This is a genomic window from Vibrio sp. Makdt (assembly GCF_027587015.1).
Taxonomy (GTDB): Bacteria; Pseudomonadota; Gammaproteobacteria; order Enterobacterales; family Vibrionaceae; genus Vibrio; species Vibrio chagasii_B.
On sequence record NZ_JAPPTH010000015.1, the window covers coordinates 17,067 to 38,943 of the forward strand.

The window sequence follows — 21,877 nt, forward strand, 5'->3', positions numbered from 1 at the left end:
TCAGAGATGAATATAGTTAAATCCATCTGGACATCTAGACGTTTACAAATGATAAAAAACCCCGTAGGGTGATTATTAAGAAATATTGAATTAGCTTAGGGAATATGAGGAATACTCATGATAGAGCTTAAACACCTGCGAACATTGACGACCTTGAGAGATAGCGGTTCGCTCACAGCAACAGCGACCTCTCTCCACCTGACTCAGTCGGCACTTTCTCATCAATTGAAGGATCTAGAGGCACGTATTGGTGGGCAGTTGTTCCTGCGCAAAACTCGGCCAGTAAAGTTCACTTCAGAGGGGGAGATCTTGCTTAAGCTCGCTGATGAGATTCAACCAAGAATCGCTAAAGCAGAGAATGAGTTGGCGAGCCTCAAAGAGGACGTGAATGGGCGTCTGCATATGGCGATCGAGTGTCACTCATGCTTCCAATGGTTAATGCCTGCATTGAAAGAGTATCAAGTCGCTTGGCCAAGCGTGACTCTAGATTTCTCATCCGGTTTTGGCTTTGAACCGCTACCCGCGCTAATGGCCGGCGAGTTGGATTTAGTGATCACCTCAGACATTCAACCTCGCTCTGAGATCCACTATGAGCCACTTTTCGATTTCGAGATGCGTTTGATCACAGCGATTAACTCTCCTTTGGCCGAGAAACCAAGCGTTGATCCGCAAGATCTTAGCGATCTCACGATGCTTTCCTACCCAGTTCAAAAGCAGCGTCTAGATGTGGTGAAACACTTCTTGCAACCTGCGGGTATTGAACCGAAGAAGTGGAAGCAAGCAGACAACACCTTGATGTTAGTACAAATGGTATCGGCAGGGTTAGGAGTTGCAGCCTTGCCAAACTGGGCAATCAGCGAGTTTTCAAGACAGGGATTAATTGCTAGTAAGCCTCTGGGTAAAGGGCTTTCAAGAAGGCTATTCGCTGCGGTAAGAAACTCAGAGAAAGACAAACGTTATCTGCAAGCATTCTTCAGCACTGCAAGGCAGCAGAGTAAGAGCCACTTGGATGGGATTGAAGTCGTTTAACCATATCGGTTATTAGATCAACACAAAGTACAAAAACAAAAAAGTCACAGATTACCTGTGACTTTTTAGGTTCAGTAATACTTATCTTACGATATCTGTTCAATCGCGAAAAATAGACTATCTTGCGTATGACTTAAACTGATTAGTCAGTGGGTCGTATTGATAACCAAGCATGTCTAGCTTGCCTACAACACTTTCTATATCCATTTCATACATGCTAATGAGTTCTTCAAAACTGTCGCATTCCAAGCGCAGTTTTTCGTTCACTATTCCAAGCAAAATAATGCTATCTAGGCTTTTGACGTTGCTTAAATCCATCTCGCACTCCTTACGAACACTCTGACTAGATTAAGTTTAGAACGCTAACTCGCCTCTCGCTAAAAAACAGATCACACTTCTTAACTCAAACCGGTAATTACAGCGCCCAAATTGGTGTTAGGCCAACGACAGCGGCTAACAACATCAGCAATGACACCGTAAGTTGGACCTTCTCTGCCGTTTTAACAAATAGTAGGTGCCAACACCACACCACGATTGAAGAGATAAGCAGCGCAAAGCTAAACAGCAATGCTGAGATAACAGGCTCTAACTGAGCTTCAGAAAGCGAGTAAACGTTCACAACTGTCGCTAGTACCACCAGCATTCCAGTCAATACACCGACAACAGGCAGCACACGGTGAAACGCTTGTAAGCGCGTTCTTGCAATGGTCAGCAATAGATGAGCAAACGCCGCGCCCAATAAAACCACCAACAATAATGTCGTGATAATACCAACAACCGTTGGTTGCTCAAATGCTTGGATAGCAACGTAAGACAGCGCCAAACCACACGCCAGATACATCACCCAAATCGGGCCCGAATCACGTGTTTTCTTAGTCTGAACTTGAGAATAGAAATAAAAGATTGCGAACACGACAAGAAACGCCTCAATTTTCACTGAAGCCACGGCTAACCAAAGTACGCCAATCGCAGGTAACATTTTGTGGATACGACCACGTTGCCCTGGGCAAATATCTCCCTTCACCAGAATCAGGGTTAAGATCAGTTGAGCTCCTAATAACATTGGAGCAAATTGCAGTAATAATGTTTCGACCATTGTGGATCTACTTATCTAGACTTATTTTCGCCGAATAATATCAAAAACTGCTGTGAACACTAATCAAAATCACAAATTAGCGACGTTATTCAAGCCTTCAACTATGCTGTTGTTTGGCTCTTTTGTCGTTTTTATCTGCAAACTGGCGAAAGACACCAGAACTAACAGGGGCATGTTCTACTGGCTAGTCAGGGCGCATGCCGCTATAATTCCCGCCTCAAAAATCAGAGGTCGAAATATGTACAGCGATATCACTCCTATTCACGAACACAAAAAATACTGGGCCGAGTGCTACGGAACTGCACCCTTTTTGCCTACCAGTAGAAAGGAGATGGATGCTCTTGGATGGGATAGCTGTGACATTATTATTGTAACTGGTGACGCTTATGTTGATCACCCGAGCTTTGGTATGGCTATCATCGGCCGTCTTCTTGAAGCTCAAGGCTTCCGCGTGGGCATCATCGCTCAACCGAAATGGGACAATAAAGATGCCTTCATGAAGCTAGGTAAACCAAACCTATTCTTCGGCATCACTGCGGGTAACATGGACTCCATGATCAACCGCTATACCTCTGATCGCAAATTACGTCACGATGATGCATACACGCCAAATAACGAAGGTGGTAAGCGTCCTGATCGTGCAACTCTGGTTTACTCTCAGCGTTGTCGTGAAGCCTATAAAGGCACACCAATCGTATTGGGTGGTATCGAAGCGAGCTTGCGTCGTGTAGCTCACTACGACTACTGGTCGGATAAAGTTCGTCGCTCTGTACTGTTTGATGCAAAAGCGGACATCCTACTATTTGGTAACGCAGAACGTGCACTAGTAGAAGTGGCACACCGCCTTGCTGATGGTGAAGAGATCTCTAACCTAACCAACATTCGTGGTACGGCAATCAACCTGCCTGCTGCACCTGAAGGTTACAAGATCATCGACTCTTCTCGTATCGAAAAGCCAAACAAAGCTTACGTACCAGTAAACCCGTACGAAGTGGAAACGCAATGCGATACCAAAAAAGATGAAGAGCCAAAGGCGCAGCCAATTACGATTCGTCCTTCTCGTCACGATGCGAAAACAACCGCGGTTCGTATACCTGCGTTCGAAAAGCTTAACAACGACCGTATTCTTTACGCTCACGCAAGCCGTATCTTACACCTAGAGACAAACCCGTACTCAGGCCGTGCTCTGATTCAACGTCACGGTGACCGCGAGCTTTGGGTTAACCAAGCACCAATCCCTCTAGCTACAGAAGAGATGGATTACGTGTTTGGCCTTGCTTATAAGCGTGTACCTCACCCGATGTACGGCAAAGCAAAGATTCCAGCCTACGAGATGATCAAAACCTCAGTAAACATCATGCGTGGCTGTTTTGGTGGTTGTTCTTTCTGTTCAATCACAGAACATGAAGGTCGTATCATCCAGAACCGTTCAAAAGAATCTATCTTGGATGAGATCGAAGACATCAAAGATAAAGTACCTGGCTTTACTGGTACCATTTCTGACTTGGGCGGCCCTACGGCGAATATGTACCGTTTAGGTTGTTCAGACCCGAAAGCAGAAGTGAACTGTCGTCGCCCATCGTGTGTGTTCCCGAAAATCTGTGAGAAGCTAAACACAGACCACAAACACACCATCGACCTGTACCGTTCAGCGAGAAAAGTACCAGGTGTTAAGAAGATCATGATCGCTTCCGGTGTTCGTTACGACTTAGCGATTGAATCACCAGAATACGTGCGTGAGCTTGTAACGCACCACGTAGGTGGCTATTTGAAGATTGCTCCAGAGCATACTGAGAAAGGCCCTCTAGATCTGATGATGAAGCCGGGTATGGGCACTTACGACCGTTTCAAAGAGATGTTCGAGAAGTACAGCGCTGAAGCCGGTAAGAAACAGTACCTAATTCCTTACTTCATCTCAGCTCACCCGGGCACAGAAGATGAAGACATGCTTAACCTGGCGCTGTGGCTGAAAAAGCACAACTATGAATGTGACCAAGTACAGAACTTCTACCCATCGCCAATGTGTAACGCAACGTCGATGTACTACTCAGAGACAAACCCTCTGAAACGCGTTAAATACAAAAAACGTGAAGATATCCCTGTACCAAAAGGTGACCGTCAACGTCGTCTGCATAAAGCACTGCTTCGCTACCACGACCCAGAGAACTGGAAACTGATCCGTGAAGCACTGATCGACATGGGTAAAAAACACCTAATTGGTGATAAGCCAGGTTGCTTGGTTCCTGAGGATGACTTTGATGCTCAAACACCAGCACAACGTCGTAAATCTGGTCGTCACGGCTCACAACGTTTTGCTACTAAGCACAGCAAATCTCAACCAGGATTAGGCGGCGAGAAGCCACGTAACCACTCTAAACCTGGTGGCAATAAGCCAAAACCAGGGGGTAAGAAACCTACTGGTAACAGCAATGGTGGCCAAGGTAACGGTGGCGGTAATGGGAACTCTCGTAAACCAGCAACTGGCTTCATCAAGAAAGGTCCTGGTGGTCAATCACAAGGCACTGGCAGCGGAAACGGCAAACCAAACCGCAATAAAGGCGGTAACGGCCAAGGTGGAAAGCCGGCTGGTAACGGAAAGAACCGTCAACGAGCTGCACAACGCTAGTATGTAAACAGATACCATTAGCGAACATAAAAACACAAAGCGCAGCTGTTTAGCTGCGCTTTTTGTATCTTTCGTTGGGAAATCTAAAGCAACGTGACTTTTGAGAAAGCCTAGCGGGCGAAAACCCAATACTGACTGAACAAATAGTTCGTCACCATTCCTACTAAGATACCCATTGCCATTGCGACAAAAACAACCCCGTCAAATGCAGGCAGCATTTCTGTCGTCAGCTTAAAACACAGCAAATTAGGTATTGCCGATATCGATGCTGACAGCATGAACTTTTGCCATTGAATCAACTTATCTGACCAACCGCCCTGCCCTTTGAACTCAAACGTCAGCACACGATTGCCCAACCAAGTTGTCGTGGCGGCAGCAATGAAGGCACCTATCCTTGCACTCATCAATGGCAACCCGGCAAGGTAGTGCAGCAACGAGAACACTGTGCAATCAACAACAAACCCACCAACACCAACCGCAGCGAACCGAATTATCTTATGGTGGGATTGTAAATTCTGGCTGTACACCCGAAGCTTATCTTTGCAAACGCGTAAGCTTGCGTTAAGGCTGACCATAGCTTCCAATTTGAATGTGACTCAACGATTGATTGGGTTTGATGTTCTGGCTATGACAGGTGAACAAAGCTCGCTTTATTTTGACGGTCGGCTCCAAAATACAGGTCAGCGCGTTCTCTTTGATCTTGGTTTCTACTTCCGATTTTTTCCCTATCAAGTAGAACTTGTCGATACCATCTAGCTGTTCAATATCGAGCAATTTCTTTGCCTGCCCATGGCTGTAAAACTGCCCCGAGAATGGTCGTTTACCCACGTAAAAGCTTGGCGCAGAGTCTGTTATCTGTTCAAAGATGATACGGTCACTTTTCTCATTTGCTTTACCTAAGTTCAGGTAAACCATCGCGATCATCAACAGCACAGGTAAAACAAGCGCAACGCTAGAGAACCACTTCTTGTCTTTTTCCACCACTAACATCGCCACCAGTAAACCAAGCGCTGGGATACCCGGGAGCACATACGCAGGAAGAATGTTACCTGCCATGGTAAATAGAATCAGAGGTGAAATTAACCAACATACAAGAAATGAAAACAGCCCACGATTCTCAATGTTGATTTGAGCGATTTTCTTACGGCGAACGAACGCCAATATCGGTAAAACAATAGACCAAGGCGCGGCGGCTTGAATCCAGAATACCCAAATCATACCTCGCGTCTGGTCGTGTGCAGAGCCATAAAGATCCCCTTCCCAGCCGCTCACTACAAAACGCTTAAAATGCTCGCCAACAATAAAGTAGTCAATAAAACCCGGTGTCGCCATTTCTGCCATGATGTACCAAGGCAAGGCAATCGCCAGCATCACACCTAATCCAGACAACAGTGGAAAGCGTTGCCATAACACTTTGAAAGCACCAAAGAAGCCATGTTGTAATACTAACCAAGGAAAAACTGCGATACCCATAATGACAACGGCCACAGGGCCTTTTGCAAGTAAACCTAATGCCAAGCCAATGAAACCGATATATCCCCAATTTCTATTGGTCTTGTCACTGCCTTCTCCCTGCCAACACAAATAAAACCCTAGCATCGCAATCGTCATAGATAAGGTTAGCGCCATATCCGTCATTACAGCACCGGCAGCAATCGAGAAAATGCCACAGGTCGCCAATACCACTGCCGCAACCAGCGCACTTTGTCCGGTACGCTTCGCCATATACGCGACCAATAAAATTGTCGCGAAACCGGCCAACCAATGCGGAGCACGGACAGCAAACTCGCTTAACCCAAAAAGCTCAATGCCAATCGCACTCATCCAGGTAAACATCGGAGGCTTACCCCAAAAAGGGATGCCGTAATCGAACTGAGGAGTTAACCAATTGCCGGTTTCCACCATTAGACGCGCCATTTCCCCATAGCGAGCCTCAGTGGTATCCATCAACGGATACGTCGCCAAAGACAAGAGCCTCAGAACCAATGCAAAAGCCAATAAATACCATAGGTGTGTTCTATTCAGGCTCATGCCGATTCCTCTAATTTAAAGTGTGTTTTTAATGCGGGTGTATCAACCACAGACTGGATCAAATACAAAGGACGATTCTTGGTTTCAATGAAGATACGACCTATGTATTCCCCCATTAAACCGATACTCAGAAGTTGAATGCCGCCGAGGGCAAGTTGAACCACCATCATGGATGGGTATCCTGTGATTGGCTCACCAAACATCATAGTTTTGAAGACAATAACCATCCCGTAGATAAACGCGCTCAGCGCGACCAAACCACCCACAGCCGTCGCAATACGCAGCGGTCGAATTGAGAATGACGTAATACCATCCATTGCTAACCCGATCAGCTTGAGGTAGTTCCACTTCGTCTCACCACAGAAACGTGCATCACGATTAAACTGAATAGTCACTTGGCGAAAACCCGGCCATGAAAAAATGCCTTTCATGTAGCGATTACGTTCTGGAAGTTGGTTAATATGGTCGACAACTTCACGGCTCAGCAGTCGGAAATCCCCCACATTCTCTGGAACGTCAATCTTGGCAGCCACATTCATCACTTTATAAAAGCTCGCCGCAGAGAACTTCTTAAACCAAGTTTCTCCGTCACGTTGGCGACGTTGCATGTTCACCACGTCATAGCCTTCACGCCATTTGGCAATCATTTGAGGAATTAACTCAGGAGGATCTTGCAAGTCTGCATCTAATAAGATCACCGCTTGCCCGCGACAATGCTCTAAGCCAGCACTCATCGCCGACTCTTTACCGAAGTTACGGCTCAGTCCGATAACAGAAATAGAACTATTGATAGAGGTAAATGAGCTTACCACGTCTAAGCTGTTATCTTTACTGCCATCATCGACATAAACAATCTCACTGGTAATCGGCAGGCTATCTAACACCTTGGTTAAGCGTGAATGAAACTCTTCCAACACCTCTTGTTCGTTATAAAAAGGCACAATGATAGACAGCAAAACCGCTGGGTGGATCTGCGAGAGGGGTTCTTTAGGTCGGCTAATATGAAGTTCAGACATAATACGTTCTTCTATTTATTAATCTGAGATCAATTTACGCGCTAATAAGTGAAAGTTATGTTATTGACATATTTTTCACGCTCACCCAGGATAATGTTACTGTCTATTTCTGTATGAGAATCAAAATGAAACGAGTTCTATTGGTCGAAGATAACCGTGAAATTGCAGGTGTCTTATTTGATTATTTTGAGTGTATTGGCATGGAACTCGATTATGCCGACAATGGTGAGCTGGGCCTGCAACTCGCGATGGATAACTCTTTTGATATCATCATTTTAGATCTGATGTTGCCACGAATGGATGGACTGACAGTTTGCAACAAACTACGAGATCAAGGCAACGCAACGCCGATCCTGATGCTGACTGCACTCGATAGCCGCGAAGATATGCTGAAAGGCTTTGACCACGGTGCAGATGACTATCTCACCAAGCCCTTTGACTTAGATATTCTCGAAGCAAGGATGAATGCACTGGTTCGCCGTTACCGTGGAAAAGTCGCCTCCTCTAAGCTTCAATTTGACGAGCTCACCATCGACCAGAAAACCCGCAAAGCTTACCGTCAAGACAAGCTACTTGCACTCAACCCAACCACCTATACCATTCTTGAGATGCTGTGCCAGAATGCACCTGAAGTGGTAACGCGTGAAGACATCTCGTACAAACTATGGGAAGAAGACGAACCGAACAACGATGTGCTACGTAGTCACATCTACCAACTGCGTAATCAACTCGATAAGCCCTTTGATACCCAGATGCTGATTACGGTTCCTAAAGTTGGATTCCGTCTGGAGTCTTCCAATTGATTCTCAATGTTCTCACCAGCACTAAGACCCTAACAGGCCGTTTAGCGCTTTTCTTTGGCTTAATGGCGGTGATTGTGACGGCATTTGTCTATGTGGTTTTTATATCCGCACTGTTTTTGTCTGAAGACCGCGTCGGCGAAAGGCGAATCCTGATTGACCGCAACTACGCCGTCAGTCAATTTCAAGCTGGTGAGAGGGGCGAACTAAGAATAGATGAGCTGACCACGGCCTATAATGACCCAACGCTAATACCGGAAGAGTACTCTAAATTTATAAAAGGCAGAGAAAACTTCCTTGGCGAAGTGGGGCAAGAGCCGAATTCACGTATGGTTTATGTAGGAGAATATTCAGACCAAGGAAAAGCCTATCCTATTATTCTACTGTCTGAGATAGACCTTATCGAACTGGATCAAACAGAATCAGTGTACGCGACAATGTTTATACTCACGTTGCTTTCTATCCTAATTTTTGGTTTTGGTTCGCTACTTTATCGATTATCGAAACGTCTCATTGAACCATTCAACTCTCTCTCTGCCCAGCTTGAGTCGAACAAACTCAACCTCAACGAGGAATTTGGAGTGAGTGACGATGCTGCGATTGAATTCCGTCAACTGACCGAACAACTCAATCAATATCGTCGAGAAATCAACTCACTAATCAAGCGAGAACAAGCCTTTGCACGCTACGCAAGCCATGAGTTGAGAACACCATTAACGGTTGCACGTGGTGCTAATAAGCTATTGCTTCGTAGTGATACTACCGAGTTTCAATCTCGTCAGGTTGAGCGTATTGATGACGCCATCGTTCAGATGTCGGAGATGGTCGATGCCTTGCTTGGCCTCGTGAGATATGAAAGAAACAGTGACGACGCACCACCGCGCTTATTTAGCCAGCAAGAACTAGAAGCTATTGTGTCAAAAAGCACTTCACAGGCCTCTGACAAAGAGGTCGATATATCATTAACCGTTGAGTCTGAGCCGACCATTCAAGCCACCAGCGCTATCATGAACATGCTGATTGGTAACCTACTAAGGAATGCTATTGCTGCGACCAATAGTGGTACTGTGACAATTACTTTGTCTGAAAACGGCATCACGATTGAAGACCAAGGCGAAGGCTTACAAGATCAATACAATCCTAACGGCCACGGTTTAGGGCTACTGATTGTTGATGACCTGTGTCAACGCTATCATTGGGACTTCAAACTGTTCAACCGAACTTGCGGTGGATGCACAGCTCAAATCACCTTTTAGAGCGATCAATATCGAGTGAAAACTTGATGTAGTTGGTTTACAGAGCCAATAACCTGCTAGATACTCGTAAGTCCAATTTGATTTTAAAATGCTGGCTTTTTAGTCAGCATTTTTACTAAGTGCGATGAAACTAAATAATAGCCCTGTAACTCAGCATCAATATAACGACCACACTTTTTTCTTAAAGCGTGACGACCAGCTGCACTCCCATTTTTGTGGCAATAAAGCTCGCAAGTTTATGAAGTTGCTAGAAGACGATCATCCGAACATTACCACCCTGATCAGCTACGGTTCAGCTCAAGCGAACTCTCTGTTCTCACTGGCGGCATTGGCAAAGATTAAAGGCTGGACACTTGAGTTTTACGTCGACCACCTTCCCGAGTGGCTACTAGAACGCCCTATCGGTAATTACCGTGGTGCCATCGACCTCGGCGCTAAAGTCATTTCAGTCAAAGAGACAGGCTCTGAACTTCATCCACAAGCGTATGTTGAGCAAATAAGACAACCAGACTCACAGTGTATCGTGTTACCTGAGGGTGGCCGATCTCAACTTTCCGAATATGGCGTAAAACAACTGGCGATGGAAATACTGAGCTGGACTCGCTTTGAAAACCAATACGATTTTGTTGTGGCCCTACCCGCAGGAACTGGCAGTACTGCGCTGTACCTTCATAAGCATTTAAAAATGCACAACATACCAGTGTTAACCTGTGCTTGTGTTGGTGGCAGTGACTATTTAACGCAGCAATTCAATGAGCTTGGCGAAAGTGAACATCCGCAGATATTGCCTCTCCCGAAAAAGCATCACTTTGGTAAACTGTATAAGCAAGACTATCAGACATGGCTAGATCTTCAGGAGCAAACTGACATTGAATTCGATCTGCTTTATGACCCATTAATGTGGCAATGTTTAGAGCAATGGCAGGCAGATAATCCGACTAAAACCATTATCTATATTCATCAAGGTGGCATCTTAGGCAATGAATCAATGCTGCCTCGCTATCAGCGTAAGTATCCTGATATCAGAACAAGTCGTTCTAACAGCGATGGCTGCACATCCCCTGCTTGGTAATGGTTCAAACCTCCTAAACCTGTTATGCGAACAATCACAGTGACGGCTTACTGTGATTGTTTCTTTCGTTTAAGTCTCTTTTCATTTCAGACAACTGCCCTTCTTGCTTTACCCATCAAAGTCAAACTGACAATCTGGCGAGAATCATAACGTTATCTATACTTTCCATTGGATTGCCACTCGTCACCTGAAGGATTAACGTATGCGAGCACTTACTACACTAGGTCTGTTTTCAGTTTTACTTCCCTTTTCAGCAATTTCTGGAGAAAACGTCACTTACCAAGTTGACGGTATGGACTACGAAGGTTATTGGAGTGAAGCCAGTGACCAAGCCCCTTTGGTGTTGCTAATACACGATTGGGATGGCTTAACTGATTACGAAAAGAAGCGTTCTGAGATGCTCAACGAACTCGGTTACAACGTGTTCGCTATCGACCTATTTGGTAAAGGCATCCGCCCTACCGAAGTGAAAGACAAAAAGCAGCACACGGGCGAATTGTATAAAGACCGTGAAAAAATGCGTGCGCTACTCAACGCAGGAGCCATGGAAGCGAAAAGACTTGGCGGAAACTTAGATAACAACGTAATGATGGGATACTGTTTCGGCGGAGCCGCCGTCTTGGAAGCCGCGAGAGCAGGGATTCCATCCAAAGCTTATGTCACCTTCCACGGTGGTTTATCTACACCAAAAGGACAAGACTACTCACAAACCAAAGCACCTGTTGTCGTGTTCCACGGAACGGCAGATGCCATGATCTCAATGCAAGATTTTGGCAACCTCGCCGCTGAACTCGAATCAGCCAAAGTACCTCATGAGATGATCACCTACAGTGGTGCTCCACATGCGTTTACCGTGTTCGGCTCCAATAATTACCAAAATGAAGCTGACCAAAAATCGTGGGAACGATTCACACATGTGTTAGAAACCACCACCCGATAAGCCGCAACACTCAAACCAAATTAGCCCATGCTTAATAGCAAGCATGGGCTAATTCGTATGACCAAGTATTTGATGAACTACATGTAACGATGGATACTCAAGTCGTCTGCTTTTACATCGCAATCAGAACCACTGACCACACTCGCTAGTAGCTTTCCTGAACCACATGCCATCGTCCACCCCAGAGTACCGTGACCAGTATTGGTAAATAGATTCTTAATTGGTGTCTTTCCGATAATAGGCGTGCCATCTGGTGTCATTGGCCTTAATCCGGTCCAGTATTCTGCCTTAGAGAAGTCTCCCGCTTGTGGGAAAAGATCTTTAATCACCATATCAATCGTAGCTTTGCGTTTTTCTGGAATCAGGTAGTTGAAACCAGCAAGCTCTGCCGTCCCTGCAATACGAATTCGGTCATCGAAACGCGTCATCGCCACCTTATAGGTTTCATCCATAACCGTTGATGTTGGTGACTTATCCGCACTCACGATGGGCAGTGTCAAAGAGTAGCCCTTCACTGGATACACTGGAATCGATAAGTCCACTTGCTTGAGCAGTTCACGAGAGTAGCTTCCCGAAGCCACCACATAAGCGTCCGCTCTAAATTCACCTTGAGTTGTCGTAATGCTCTCTATAGTTTGGTTATGATGATTCAAACTCACCACTTCAGTATCAAACACGAACTGAACGCCTAGCGCCTTGGCTTTCTCAGTCAGAGCTAAACAGAATTGATGGCAATCACCGGTTTCATCATCCGGTAAATATAAACCGCCCACCAGCTTGTCTTTCACGTCAGCTAATCCCGGTTCCACCGACAGACACTGCTCCACACCAAACAACGAGTGCTCGATGCCGCTTTCTGTTAGTAGCTTCATATCCTGCTGAATCGCATCCAGTTGTTTCTCGCTTCTGAACACCTGCAGGGTACCTTTCTGCCTGCCCTCGTATGCCAAATTTTCACTGGTTCGAAGTTGGGTTAGACAGTCTCGGCTGTAGTTTGCCACTCTCAACATCCGTGACTTATTCACGGCGTATTTAGCTTCGTTACAATTGGCGAGCATCTTAGTCGCCCAAGAAACTAGATCAGGGGAAAGTGACGGCTTCACTTTCAAGGGAGCATGCTCTTGGGTGAGCCATTTCATCGCTTTCAAAGGAATACCCGGCGCCGCCCATGGTGATGAATAACCGTAAGAAATTTGCCCGGCATTGGCAAAACTGGTCTCTTTACCACTGCTATCTTGGCGGTCGATAACCGTGACCGAGTGGCCTTCCTTCGCAAGGTACCAAGCGCTGGTCAACCCAATAACACCGCTGCCAATTACAATTACTTCCATTCTCTTCCCCTACGCCCGATCAAATCTGCCGAGCATTACTGCCTGTTTCAAACTACCTTCGTTAATAATTTGTAACTTATTCAGCAAGCGTTGACTTAACAATTAAACATGCGTTGATAAAAAGTCAATTTAGTCGAAAATCGGAATAATGAGTTTTGGAAGTGTGATGTTGAAGGGCTTCAGAGCACAAGACATTGCGAGGCCCCACACCCAATAAATTAGTTCATTGGCGGTAACAAGTCGAACCAAGAGTAGGACTATGCGTTTCACCAACCCTGATCTATTTAGATATTGTGAGCATCATGACTTAAGAATGTGGCGTTCTCGATAAGAAAGTCTAAAAAGGTTTCGGCTTGCAATGAGAGCCCACGGCCTTTAAGAGATTGAACTTTCACCGTCGCTTTAGAGAAAGTGTCTAACTCAGTCGCAACCACTTCAATTTGTCCCGATTTGATCTCATCAAGCACGGTGAGCTTAGGCATAAAGGTTACGCCTAGGCCTGCCGAAACAAAGTTAGTGAGTGCGGTAACAGAGTTAGTTTGAAGCTTAGGTTGCAAAGTAAGATGAGAGTTTTGTTCGGCCTGCTTTACTAGCCTTCCCATACCTGTCGAGTTGTCGATCAACGCAATAGAAGCCTCTCTAACATCTTGCAGTGTCACTGGTGCTTGTTGCGTCGTCAGTATGTGCCCTTTTGGAGCGATTAGCTCTAGAGGATGACTACGCTCGACGTGTGAATGCAGTTTAGGGTGAGGAGCAGACGCATAGGTAATCGCGAAATCGATCTGTTGATCCTCCAACATTTTCACGGCATCCAACGCACCCGCAATTTCAATCGATAAATTGATATCAGGGTATCGAGCCATGAAGGTCTGCATGGGTTTAGAGACCAAGTTTGTGATAAACCCTTCCCCTATCGCGATGCTAACGTTACCGCCCTTGAGGTTTTTCAGTTTGGTTAGACGTGCCAGCACCGCCGTTTCACTGCGAACGATGGAACGGTAGTAGCTCAACAATTCATTGCCAGCCTCAGTCAGCAGTGATTGACGATTATTGCGTTCCCACACCTTCATTTCTGCTTGTGCTTCAAGCTGCGTCAGCATTCGACTCATTGCCGCAGGGTCAACGTTCATCATCTTAGATGCCTTACGCAGCGACCCATATTTTGATAACGCATTCAGATACTCAAGCGCACGGAGATTAAAATGATGCATGCAACTTCCTTGTGATTCGACAGACACACGGCAAGCGTCTCACAATTTTCTCATTTGCCCATCTAGGAATTGAGATACCGACACAACAAGTTTGCAAGTTGTGGGCTGAGTCACCAACACAAGTCCTTGAAGAGCGATAGGCACGATATAGAAGAAGTATGTATTCGCGCCAAATAAAACAAAAACACAGCTCAATTCAACGAAGAAATGAGCTATGTTTGATGTTCAATATCGGCTGTTTGAAGCCGCTAAACTGTCGCTATTTTAAGGCAAGCAGCTTATCTACAAATTCAGAGAAACCATACCCACCAGGCTTGCTCATCACCACTGATGGGTGATGCTCTAGTCGTTCCCAGTAATGCTGAATATTCGCCACACCGACACTATTAGGCAAAATTTCAAACATGTATTGGTCATTCATCGAGTCACCGACATAGCAACTACGCTCGACTATCTCTTGATCAGATAACCCCTTCTCTTTGAGAAAAGCGGTTGATGTCGCTTTCTTAGAGTGCTCACCATACCAAGCGTTGATGTGAATTGAGCTTGCTGTGGCATGTGCACCTAATGCGTGAATCTTAGAGACTATCTCTTCAATAATCGCATCATCGACTTTGGGACGGTTTTGACCTATGTCTATCGCAACTTCACACAAACGATACGACTGATCCAGCGTTAAGCTGAGCTCTGGATAATCGCTCAAAATAGCTAAGACTTGTTGTTTCAGTTTGCTCTGATTAGCACTGACTTCTGGCAATGGGATATCAGATCGCAATGTCAGATAACCGTTTTTCTTTTCCATAATGAACGCGCCATTCTCGCCGAGAACCGCATCAACAGGCCATAGTTGAGCAATATGATCACACCACCCTGCACATGCGCCCGTTACCGCAACTACTTTTTTCCCTGAATCACGTAGCTTGCTTAACGCAATCAAGGTTTCAGGAGGCAATTGACCTTGCCACGTTAAGGTGTCATCCACATCGGTTAACACCCAATCTATCTTTTTCCAATTTTGGTTCAATTCATTCGATACCGAATTCATTTCTACACCTCTAAACAATCAATCACTAAACAGTGTTAAAGCAAATTCGGTAAAAACATCACTAAGCTTTCAGAGAAAGTCAGCAACATCAGAACCGTAAGTAGTGCTAGCAACAACGGAGCCACTTCTCTTACGAAGTCGACCATACGAACTTTTAAAATCGAGCAAACCGTAAACATCATCGAACCAAATGGCGGAGTCACACCACCAATCATGATATTCACAATCACAATAATGCCGAAGTGAACCGGGTTAACGCCTAGGTTAAGCACAGCTGGCAGGAGCAATGGCGTGAGTATGATCATCGCAGCGCCGCCTTCGATGAACATGCCAACCACTAACAGCAGCACGTTAATCAACAACAGCAAGACGAGCTTGTTGTCGGAAAGTTCAATCAACGCAGACGCAACATTGTGTGGGATCTGCTCTAGCGTCATGTAGTAACCAAAGACCATGGCACCGATAATGATGAACATGACACTACTGGTGCCTTGCACTGTTTCACGCATGATCAGCGGGATATGGCGGAAGCCCAGTTGACGATAGACAAAGATGCCAATAATCGCGCAGAGTAATACAGCAATCGCACCCGCTTCAGTAGGCGTGAACAAGCCAAAACGCATGCCTAAAATAATGCCAAATGGGATCAACAGTGCCGGTATCGCTTTCAAGAAGTAGTGAAAACGCTCTTTGGCAGAAGCTGGCTCAGAGCGAGACGGTTTGTAACGACGTTTACGAGCGATGAACGCGATCGTCACCATCAGCGACAGCGCCATCAAAAATGCCGGAACGTAACCCGCAATAAACATTTGATGGACCGACACATTCGCTAATAAAGCAAAGATGATTAGATTGATACCAGGTGGAATCACAGGGCTAATACTTGATGAAGCAGCTGTTACAGCGGCCGTGAATGGTAAGTCGTAACCACGCTTGGTCATCTCAGGAGCAAGAATCTTAGACTGCATCGCCGCATCCGCATTGGCAGATCCAGAGATACCGCCCATCAGAGTACTCAATGCTACATTCACTTGAGCAAGGCCACCGGTTTTGTGACCAATCATAGAATCAGCAAAGGCGAGTAAGCTCTTACTGATCCCCGCATAGTTCATCACCGAACCCACCATGATAAAGAACGGAATAGCCAACAACGGAAAAGACTCAGCAGAGCTAATAAAGCGCTGCATCACCAAGCTCACCGGAATAGAGTCATTGATAAAAAGAAAGTAAACCATCGCTGATGCGATCAGAGAAAACGCGATGGGTATGTTCAATAGAAACAGAACAAACAGAATAAGGATTGGAAGATAGCTTTCCATGAATCGTACCTACTTAGAAGAGCACTTTAGAGAAGCGACATCGTTCGCAATAAATCGAACGGTGTGGATCGCCATCAATGAGAAACAAAGCAACAACACGCCATTGATAACAAAATATGATACGCCCATGACTGGCGTTACCTTGTTAGATAACATGAGATATTGATAACTCAGAACTGCCATTAAAATGTTCAGAGCCAGTAGGAAAACGGAAACACACAATCTAAATGGGATTTTTGCTTTTTCTGGCAACATGGCAACCACCACATCGACTCCCATGTGAAGCTTGTGTTTGTAACAGGAGCTAATTCCTAAGTAGACAGCCCAGATAAAGCAAATAACCGACAGCTCTTCACTCCACGGGACAACAAAGCCAAATCCATAACGCAAGACGACGTTAACGATCACAACCAAAACGGTGATCGAAATAGCGATAGAAGCGAGGATTTCTTCAATATTTTTCAATAAAAACAAAAGACTTCTCCAACGAAATACCGAATACAACGTGGGTATTTCAGGAATAAAACGGCCTAAAGATGTTTAGGCCGTAATCATTAACTAATTAATTTTACGTGTGCAGTACTACTGTGCCGCTCGAATCGTTTCCAACTCTTTCATGATCGTTGCGTGTATACCTTCGCTCCATGTTGGGAACTGGTTGTATACGTCCGCTGTCAGTTGGTTGAACTCTTCAGAATTCACTTCATTGAAAGTAACACCTAACTCTTCAAGTTTCTGAGTATATTCAACATCCAGTTTGACTAGCTCAGCAGTGTTAGATTCAGCACCAGCCTCTAGCTCTTCATTGATGATCTGTTGTTGCTCTGGCGTAAATTTGTCCCAAAGCGTTGGTGAAATGTAGATACCCACAGTGCCAAGGAAGTGCTTAGTCAAAGACATGTTCTTAGCCACTTCGTAGATCTTGGTTGAGTACATTGTCAGGATAGAACCTTCAAGACCGTCAACAACGCCTTGCTGAACACCTGCATAGGTCTCAGGGAATGGAAGAGAAGCTGGAGCTGCGCCCATTGCTGAAAGTGTGCTAATGAACAGCTGACTTTGTGGAACACGAATACGCATGCCTTTCATGTCATCAGAGTTAACGATCTCTTTATTGGTGATCATGTGGCGGAAGCCAAACATGTAGTCCGCATTTAATACTTTGATGCCCTTCTCTTCCGCTTTAGTCTTAAGGCCAGCGACGAAATCAGTGTCCATCATCGCTAAGTATTCATCGTAGGTGTTGTACAGCATTGGACCTGCCAGTGCAGCAAAGTCAGGCACGTAATCACCTAGATAAGTCAAATCCTCTACGGCAATCCAGTTGGCACCGTTAACCACTTGTTCCAAGTTATCTTTGTAAACAGGCAATTGACCACCAGGGAAAACTTTAATGTTTACCGAGCCATCGGTTCTTTCTCGAATTTTGTCGGTCGCTTTGATTAGCTCTTGTGTAAGCAGCTCATTTTGAGTGAACACAAGGCTCATGTTGATATTGATCGGCTCGTCTTTAGCTTCAGAACCAGCCTTGTCAGCTTCACCACAACCAACAAGCAGCGTTGCCGCCATAATTACTGTACCTAATAGCTTTTTCATTTTTAATCACCTTTATGTGGCTATCGTTTTCTAAATATAGAGGGTGTTATTAAGTTTTCGTAGAGTATGTGAGTGAATTATTACATTCATATGAACATTAATCTTAGTGATTTGAACATAGTGAGTATAAGGTCTCACTATTGTACAAACTCTATCCAACTCTTTTTAACTAGTTCTCATTTAAAACAGCGCAATATGGTGGAGAGTTAATAAATCTGTAATAAAGTAGAGCTACTGTTTCCTGAATTTTCAAATGAACATCGAGATTGAATTATGATCACAGGCCACCGCGGTGCCGCTTCTTTAGCACCTGAAAATACGTTAGTGGGTATTGAACACGCAGCGAAAGCTGGTGCTAAATGGATTGAAATTGATACCCAGTTGAGTGCTGATGGCATCCCTATGGTTTTTCATGACAAGACAGTCAATCGTTGTACTAACGGAACGGGCAATATCGCCGATTTAGACTTAACCACACTCAAGGCGTTAGATGCTGGTAGTTGGTTTGGTAGCGAGTTCGCGGGGACCACGATTCCGACTTTGAGCGAAGCGTTTGATAAATGCCTAGAACTTGATGTAACTCTGAACCTTGAAATCAAAATTTATGACGATAAAGCTATTCAGCCTCTAGTTGAAACAGTGATCGCACTGGTTGAGCAAAAGCAGTTCCCTATTGAAAAACTGCTCATCTCAAGCTTCAAAAAAGAAGCGCTAAGTCTTTGCCAGCAAATGATGCCTGAGGTTAAACGTGGTTTTATCTGCGAAGTGTGGAACGATTTCAGCCTGGAATCCCTTCAATCACTAGATCTGTACAGCATTCATATTGATCACCGCATCCTTGATGAGAAAACAGCAAAAACGATCAAAGCTTCAGGCGCAGTTCTTAAAATATGGACTTTGAACGATCCACAATTGGCGGCTAAATATTTCAACCTAGGCGTCGATAACATCATCACTGACGTACCAAACCAATTTTAGTGGGCTTCTATGGAACTGAACCATCGCCAGAAAGAAATACTCGCAACGCTTAAAGCAAACCAAGATATTCAGATCGACCACTTAGCCGAGTTGTTTTCTGTTACCACTCAAACTATTCGTCGTGATGTAAACCACTTGTGCGAGCAAGGCCTAGCACGAAGAGTACACGGAGGAGTGAGCTTACCCACTACGCTCACTAATACTAGCTACCGATTCCGTGCTGGTGTTGAGTCTGAAACCAAAGACAGTATTGCAATGGCGGTTGCCGACGCGATCCCTGAAGGTTCAACGGTCATGATGGGCATTGGTACGACAGTCACTCGCATCGCTCAATATTTGTTGGCAAAACCCGCATTGCGAGTGATCACCAACAACCTGCAAGTCGCTCGCATCCTTGAAGCAAATGAGCAAATTGAAGTGTATTTGGCTGGCGGTTTGTTCAGACGAGAACACCAAGACATGGTGGGAAGTAGCGTGGTCCACTTCTTTTCCGACTTTGAAGCAGACATCGGCATCTGTGGTTGTGGTTCAGTAACAGACAGTCACTTCGCCATGGAGCATGAACAAGTTGAAGCTGACCTATCCAAGTCGATCATAAAGAACAGCCGTGAAAGTTGGCTAGTCGCAGATGCTAGTAAATGGGGACGCTTTGCCGCTCTAAAGGTAGCGTCACTGAATGATTTTGACCGCATCTACACAAACAACACTCAGCTGCCATCGGAATTGAACATACATTTGGTCGAAGACTAAGCACATCAATAAAGACGAAAAACATAAATAGAAAAAAGCCTAGCTTCAACGCTAGGCTTTTTTGATTCAGCAAGATAGACGGGAGAAAGACTACATCCCAACAAAGAAACTGATCACCAGCGCATTGATCAAATCGACAAAGAAACCACACACTAATGGCACCACGATAAAGGCTTGTGGACTTGCACCATAGCGGTGAGTCACGGCTGTCATGTTTACAATCGCTGTTGCAGTCGAGCCTAAAGTAATGCCTCCGAAGCCAGAACATATCACCACTGAGTCGTAGTTTCTTCCCATCAAGTAATAAGCCACAAAGATGGTAAACAGCAGTGAAAGTAGAATCTGGATACTCATGATCACTGAGATGTAACCAAACAACCCATCAAGGTCCCAGATACGCAGTCCCATCAATGCCATGGTTAAGAACATGCCCAGACAGATATCAGAGATCATTGCCAACCCTTTACGACCTTGGGCAATTTTTTCTTGTGTGCGACGCTTCTTGAACAAAGCCCGACCAACGTTTCCGATTAAGATACCCGCAATTAAACAGCTCACGAATAACGGCAGCTTTAGACCCATTGAGTCGATAACTTCACTCAAGCTGTAACCCAGCATGAGCGTCAAGTTTAAAATCAACCATGCCCACAGAACACCGTAATGACTAAGCTCAATTTTTGTTTCACTTTCTTGGTATGCACCAACGGTCACTTCTTCTTCATTTGAAGGGCTCACTTTGTGTTTATTGAGAAGGTAGTTGGCAATCGGGCCGCCAATGACACAGGCTGCAATCAAACCCACCGTGTTGGACGCCACACCAAGCTCCAGCGCGTTAGAAATACCAAACTCTTCTACGAACATTGGCGCCCAAGCTAGAGTTGTACCAACACCGCCAATCAAGCTAATTGAGCCTGACAACAAGCCCGCTTTCGCATCCATACCAAAACCCGATGCGACAGCCATACCCACCACGTTTTGAAGAACAATAAAAGTCGACGCGAGACAGAGCAGGATAAACAGCGGCCGCCCACCTTTTACCAGCGTCTTGATGTCCGCTTGTAGCCCAATACCAGCAAAAAAGTAGAGAAGCAGAAAGTCTCTGACATCGAGGCTAAAAGTGATCTGGATTTCAAATAGATAGTAAAGCGCAGCGACGGTAGCGGCACAAACAAAGCCACCAATAACTGGCTCTGGTAGTGAATACTTCCTTAATACTTCAGAGCGCTCGATTAAGCCTTTACCAATAAACAGTAATGAGATCGCTATAGTAAAGGAGAGCATTGGAGAAACGAGGGTTTCTGTCATGATGCGGTAGATTCCTAAGAGTTAAGGTTATTCATAATGTTGCTTACTCTTAATCTTGTAGATCCACAGCGATAAATCAAGCGTTTATCGGTGACATCAATCGCTAATCTGGATCAAAATGCTTCAACATAAACAGTGGGAGTGACGAACACAAAAAGGATTTGAGAAAGGAATGTTTCGAAAAGAAGAAGGGGATAAAAATTTGGGCACCCAAAAACGAGAAAACCCCAGCATTTCTGCTGGGGTTTAGAATAGTGGTGGAAGGATGGGGATTTGAACCCCAGATACGCTATAAACGTATACTCGCTTTCCAGGCGAGCGCCTTAAGCCACTCAGCCATCCTTCCACAAACTGTGTTGAGCTCGTCACTCAACGAGGCGCTACTTTATTGATTCTGCTTGCTTTGGTCAAGGGGCATTATCAAAAAAAGTGCCTTTTTAAGTTTGTTCGATTACAAATTAACTCATTAGATCAAA

The 21,877-nt window shown here is 45.1% G+C and carries 20 protein-coding genes and 1 tRNA gene; 8 read left to right on the forward strand and 13 right to left on the reverse strand.

Annotation, left to right across the window (positions count from 1 at the left end; translation table 11 throughout):
• Positions 1-117: 117 nt before the first annotated feature.
• Entirely contained in the window at positions 118-1,029 is a 912-nt protein-coding gene (locus tag OH460_RS17765) for a LysR substrate-binding domain-containing protein (RefSeq protein ID WP_198778765.1), read from the forward strand.
• Positions 1,030-1,146: 117 nt separating this feature from the next.
• Here OH460_RS17765 and OH460_RS17770 read toward each other — a convergent pair whose 3' ends face one another.
• A complete protein-coding gene (locus OH460_RS17770) occupies positions 1,147-1,347 on the reverse strand; it encodes a DUF4250 domain-containing protein (RefSeq protein WP_004741624.1) in 201 nt (66 codons plus the stop codon).
• Positions 1,348-1,444: 97 nt separating this feature from the next.
• On the reverse strand, positions 1,445-2,125 hold the full coding sequence (locus OH460_RS17775; protein WP_269999021.1) for a hypothetical protein: 681 nt from the start codon (positions 2,123-2,125) through the stop codon (positions 1,445-1,447).
• 238 nt (positions 2,126-2,363) lie between these two features.
• Here OH460_RS17775 and OH460_RS17780 point away from each other — a divergent pair, with 238 nt between their 5' ends.
• The gene (locus OH460_RS17780) at positions 2,364-4,751 is read left to right on the forward strand and encodes a YgiQ family radical SAM protein (RefSeq protein ID WP_269999022.1); all 2,388 of its coding nucleotides are present in this window, start codon (positions 2,364-2,366) and stop codon (positions 4,749-4,751) included.
• A gap of 110 nt (positions 4,752-4,861) precedes the next feature.
• Here OH460_RS17780 and OH460_RS17785 read toward each other — a convergent pair whose 3' ends face one another.
• From OH460_RS17785 to OH460_RS17795, 3 genes are read right to left on the reverse strand one after another with little or no spacing between them, the layout of a single operon-like run.
• On the reverse strand, positions 4,862-5,326 hold the full coding sequence (locus OH460_RS17785) for a GtrA family protein (protein ID WP_269999023.1): 465 nt from the start codon (positions 5,324-5,326) through the stop codon (positions 4,862-4,864).
• The gene (locus OH460_RS17790; RefSeq protein ID WP_269999024.1) at positions 5,313-6,782 is read right to left on the reverse strand and encodes an ArnT family glycosyltransferase; all 1,470 of its coding nucleotides are present in this window, start codon (positions 6,780-6,782) and stop codon (positions 5,313-5,315) included. Before OH460_RS17790 ends, OH460_RS17785 begins: the two co-directional genes overlap by 14 nt.
• Positions 6,779-7,798: a glycosyltransferase family 2 protein gene (locus tag OH460_RS17795; protein WP_269999025.1), complete on the reverse strand. Its 1,020-nt coding sequence runs from the start codon at positions 7,796-7,798 to the stop codon at positions 6,779-6,781. The genes OH460_RS17790 and OH460_RS17795 overlap by 4 nt, the downstream gene beginning before the upstream one ends.
• Positions 7,799-7,923: 125 nt before the next feature.
• On the opposite strand from OH460_RS17795, the gene OH460_RS17800 reads away from it, so the two are divergent.
• The 4 genes from OH460_RS17800 (at position 7,924) to OH460_RS17815 (ending at position 11,866) form a co-directional block, all read left to right on the forward strand.
• Positions 7,924-8,601 (forward strand): response regulator transcription factor, encoded by a 678-nt coding sequence (locus OH460_RS17800; protein WP_269999026.1) that lies wholly within the window; start codon positions 7,924-7,926, stop codon positions 8,599-8,601.
• Positions 8,598-9,854 (forward strand): sensor histidine kinase, encoded by a 1,257-nt coding sequence (locus tag OH460_RS17805; protein ID WP_269999027.1) that lies wholly within the window; start codon positions 8,598-8,600, stop codon positions 9,852-9,854. Before OH460_RS17800 ends, OH460_RS17805 begins: the two co-directional genes overlap by 4 nt.
• A gap of 124 nt (positions 9,855-9,978) precedes the next feature.
• The gene (locus OH460_RS17810) at positions 9,979-10,926 is read left to right on the forward strand and encodes a 1-aminocyclopropane-1-carboxylate deaminase/D-cysteine desulfhydrase (protein ID WP_269999028.1); all 948 of its coding nucleotides are present in this window, start codon (positions 9,979-9,981) and stop codon (positions 10,924-10,926) included.
• A 202-nt stretch (positions 10,927-11,128) separates the two neighbouring features.
• Positions 11,129-11,866 carry a dienelactone hydrolase family protein gene (locus OH460_RS17815; RefSeq protein ID WP_269999029.1) on the forward strand — a complete coding sequence of 246 codons (738 nt, stop codon included), beginning with the start codon at positions 11,129-11,131 and terminating at the stop codon, positions 11,864-11,866.
• A gap of 77 nt (positions 11,867-11,943) precedes the next feature.
• Here the strand turns inward: OH460_RS17815 and OH460_RS17820 are convergent, their stop codons facing one another.
• The 6 genes from OH460_RS17820 to OH460_RS17845 form a co-directional block, all read right to left on the reverse strand.
• On the reverse strand, positions 11,944-13,197 hold the full coding sequence (locus OH460_RS17820; RefSeq protein ID WP_269999030.1) for a D-amino acid dehydrogenase: 1,254 nt from the start codon (positions 13,195-13,197) through the stop codon (positions 11,944-11,946).
• A 284-nt stretch (positions 13,198-13,481) separates the two neighbouring features.
• Complete coding sequence (locus tag OH460_RS17825; protein ID WP_269999031.1) at positions 13,482-14,408, reverse strand: LysR family transcriptional regulator; 927 nt, start codon at positions 14,406-14,408, stop codon at positions 13,482-13,484.
• Between the two features lie 259 nt (positions 14,409-14,667).
• On the reverse strand, positions 14,668-15,453 hold the full coding sequence (locus OH460_RS17830) for an HAD-IIB family hydrolase (protein ID WP_105025250.1): 786 nt from the start codon (positions 15,451-15,453) through the stop codon (positions 14,668-14,670).
• 35 nt (positions 15,454-15,488) lie between these two features.
• Positions 15,489-16,772, reverse strand: coding sequence for a TRAP transporter large permease (locus OH460_RS17835; RefSeq protein ID WP_269999032.1), 1,284 nt, complete (start codon positions 16,770-16,772; stop codon positions 15,489-15,491).
• Between the two features lie 9 nt (positions 16,773-16,781).
• Complete coding sequence (locus OH460_RS17840) at positions 16,782-17,246, reverse strand: TRAP transporter small permease (protein WP_050653984.1); 465 nt, start codon at positions 17,244-17,246, stop codon at positions 16,782-16,784.
• 108 nt (positions 17,247-17,354) lie between these two features.
• A complete protein-coding gene (locus OH460_RS17845) occupies positions 17,355-18,368 on the reverse strand; it encodes a C4-dicarboxylate TRAP transporter substrate-binding protein (RefSeq protein ID WP_269999033.1) in 1,014 nt (337 codons plus the stop codon).
• Positions 18,369-18,641: 273 nt separating this feature from the next.
• Between OH460_RS17845 and OH460_RS17850 the strand changes: the two genes are divergently transcribed.
• A complete protein-coding gene (locus tag OH460_RS17850; protein WP_269999034.1) occupies positions 18,642-19,346 on the forward strand; it encodes a glycerophosphodiester phosphodiesterase family protein in 705 nt (234 codons plus the stop codon).
• 9 nt (positions 19,347-19,355) lie between these two features.
• Entirely contained in the window at positions 19,356-20,096 is a 741-nt protein-coding gene (locus tag OH460_RS17855; protein WP_269999035.1) for a DeoR/GlpR family DNA-binding transcription regulator, read from the forward strand.
• Between the two features lie 90 nt (positions 20,097-20,186).
• Here OH460_RS17855 and gltS read toward each other — a convergent pair whose 3' ends face one another.
• The gene (gene gltS, locus OH460_RS17860; protein WP_269999036.1) at positions 20,187-21,401 is read right to left on the reverse strand and encodes a sodium/glutamate symporter; all 1,215 of its coding nucleotides are present in this window, start codon (positions 21,399-21,401) and stop codon (positions 20,187-20,189) included.
• Between the two features lie 255 nt (positions 21,402-21,656).
• Positions 21,657-21,747 (reverse strand) — tRNA-Ser (locus OH460_RS17865).
• Positions 21,748-21,877 lie beyond the last annotated feature (130 nt).